This is a genomic window from Mesorhizobium sp. M1A.F.Ca.IN.020.06.1.1 (genome assembly GCF_004023265.1).
Taxonomy (GTDB): Bacteria; Pseudomonadota; Alphaproteobacteria; order Rhizobiales; family Rhizobiaceae; genus Mesorhizobium.
This window is the reverse complement of the sequence record NZ_RZSR01000791.1, coordinates 1-2,828: the sequence shown is the minus strand read 5'-3', so window position 1 is coordinate 2,828 and position 2,828 is coordinate 1. Positions and strand designations below refer to the sequence as shown.

Annotated in this window: 3 protein-coding genes; all 3 read left to right on the top strand. The window is 61.2% G+C overall.

The features are described 5' to 3' along the window. Positions 1–1,301 (top strand): NAD-dependent succinate-semialdehyde dehydrogenase (locus EOA60_RS26980; protein ID WP_164899564.1); only part of this gene is annotated, 1,301 nt, incomplete at its 5' end. Further along, positions 1,298–1,714, top strand: coding sequence for a cupin domain-containing protein (locus tag EOA60_RS26975; RefSeq protein WP_127336041.1), 417 nt, complete (start codon positions 1,298–1,300; stop codon positions 1,712–1,714). The genes EOA60_RS26980 and EOA60_RS26975, both read left to right, overlap by 4 nt. Positions 1,715–1,926: 212 nt before the next feature. Beyond that, on the top strand, positions 1,927–2,828 hold a 902-nt coding region (locus EOA60_RS26970; protein WP_164899563.1), incomplete at its 3' end, for a hydantoinase/oxoprolinase family protein.

Genomic DNA, 2,828 nt, shown 5'->3' with positions numbered 1-2,828 from the left:
CGCAAGCCGCCTGGAGAAAGCTGCCGATCGCCAGACGATGCAGATTGTTGGCGGGAATGGCGCGCGTCTTGCGCGCCGGAAAGTCTCGTTATGCCGCTATGATCACACGCGAGATGGGCAAGCCGATCGTGGAGGCGGAAGCGGAAATCGAGAAATGCGCCTACAACTGCGATTTCTATGCCGAGAACGCGGCGCGGTTTTTGGCGGACGAACCAGTGGCATCAAACGCTACGGAAAGCGTTGTGGCATTCGATCCGCTCGGCGTCGTGCTGGCGATCATGCCGTGGAATTACCCGTTCTGGCAATTCTTCCGTTTTGCCGCCCCCGCCTTCGCCGCCGGCAATGGCGCCATCCTCAAGCATGCCAACAATGTTCCCGAATGCGCTCTTGCGATCAATGAGGTGATGAAGGAGGCCGGCTGCCCCGAAGGTCTGTTCGCCACTTTGCTTATCGAGCCTTCCAAGGTTGCTGCAATCATCGCCGATGACCGCATCGCGGCGGTGACGCTGACGGGATCGACGGAGGTCGGCGCAATCGTAGCCGCGCAAGCCGGCAAGGCGCTCAAAAAGCAGGTGCTGGAACTCGGAGGTTCGGATCCCTTCATTGTGCTTGCTAATGCAGATATCAAGGAGGCGGCCAAGGTTGCGGTCAAGGCACGCTACATCAATGTCGGCCAGTCTTGCGTCAACGCCAAGCGCTTCATCGTCGAACAGGCGGTGGCCGATCGCTTCGTCGAGCTATTCGTTGATGGCGTGTCGAAGCTGAAGATCGGCGACCCGATGGAGCGCGACACCAATATCGGGCCGATGGCCCGCGAAAATCTCATGATCGGCCTGCATAGCCAGGTCGAGCGCACGCTTGCCGCTGGCGCGACACTGAAGGCGGGCGGTGCGCCGCTTGGCGGCAACGGCTTCTACTATCCGCCGACGATCCTCGACAATGTGCGCCCCGAAATGGCCGCCTTCCGCGAGGAGACGTTCGGACCGGTTGCCGCGATCATCCGCGCAAGGGACGCCGAGGAGGCAGTGACGTTCGCCAACCAGACCGACTTCGGGCTCGGCGCAGCGCTATGGACCCGTGATCTGGAGCGAGGCCGCCTCCTCGCGCGCGACATCGAGGCCGGCGCCGTCTTTATCAACGGCATGGTCGCCTCCGATCCGCGCTACCCGTTCGGTGGCATCAAACGCTCCGGCTACGGCCGTGAGCTCGGTGTCTACGGCATCCGTGAATTCGTCAACGTCAAGACGGTGTGGGTCGGTCCCGCTCAGGCGCCGGCAGTCGCACAGAAAGGCACCCAATGAGCAGGCAACCTGCGATTCTCCGGCCGAAGGAACTGAAGACGAACGACCGCGGCAACGGAGCCCGTACGACCCCGCTTGTCACGCGAAAATGCGGTTCCACCAGCATGATCAACGGCATCACAGCCTTCGATCCGGGCGCGGCGATCGGTCTTCACAAGCACAATTGCGAGGAGAGCGTCATGGTCATCGAGGGACAGGCGATTGCCGAGATCGATGGCATCCGGCACCATCTCGACACCAATGACACGACTTGGATCCCGGCGAACGTGCCACATCGCTTCATCAATCCTACCGACAAACCGATGCGGATTTTCTGGGTCTACGCATCCATCGATGCAACCAGGACGATGATAGACACCGGCGAGGAGCACAGCATCGACGCCGAGCACGACAACCAAGAGGCATCGGCGTGATCGGATTCCTTGCGCCAATGCGATAGCTCAGAGAACTGCCGATATCTGGAATCTACACATCGCTCAGCAAGCAGGCTTGTTGGTCGAACTCACGTCGCATTCGATGTGGTTCCCCGTTGACGCATTTTAGCAATGTTTTGACCGACTACCGACTGTCGCTAAGGGCCATGCACTGATCCTCTTCTGTTGACAACCTTTGGACGGATCAAATCATGGAAGCGCAATTCCGGGTCGGCATTGACGTCGGCGGGACGTTCACCGACCTGTCGCTGGTCGATCAAGCCACTGGTGAGCTGCATCATTTCAAGACCCCATCCACGCCAAACGATCCCTCTGAAGCGATAGAGAACGCTCTGAGACAAGTGATCGCAGCAGGCTTCGACCCCGCTTGCGTGGCCCATCTTGGTCACGGAACCACGGTCGCCACCAATATGATCATCGAGCGCAAAGGCACGCTGACAGGTCTGATCACCACCAAAGGATTTCGCGACGTCCTGGAGATCGCACGTCAGCAACGTCCCCATCTCTACGACTATTCGATCCATCGTCCAGTCCCGCTGGTCGAGCGCTGGCTGCGCCTCGAGGTCGCCGAGCGCTTCACAGCCGACGGCGAGGAGCTTACGCCCCTTGATGAGGAGGGTGTCCGCCAGGGCGCGGCCGAGTTGCGCAAGGCGGGTGTGGGAGCGGTCGCCGTGTGCTTCGTCCATGCCTACCGCCACGATGCGCATGAGAGGCGGGCGGGGGAGATCCTGCGCGAGGAACTGCCTGGCGTGCCGATCTCGCTGAGCTGCGACGTCCAGCCTGAGTTTCGCGAGTTCGAGCGCTTCTCGACCACAGTGATGAACGCCTATCTGACGCCGCGCATGGTCGGTTACCTTGATCGGCTGATGCACCGCTCGGCCTCGCTCGGCGTACGCGCCAGCCCGCACACGGTGCATTCCAACGGTGGCCTGATGTCAATGGAAACCGCCAAGGCTTATCCTGTCCGCACCTGTCTTTCCGGCCCAGCCGCCGGCGTTGTTGGCGCCGCGCAGGTGGCATCGGCGGCCGGCTTTCCAAACGCGGTGACCTTCGATGTCGGCGGCACGTCGACCGACGTGTCGCTGATCCTCAA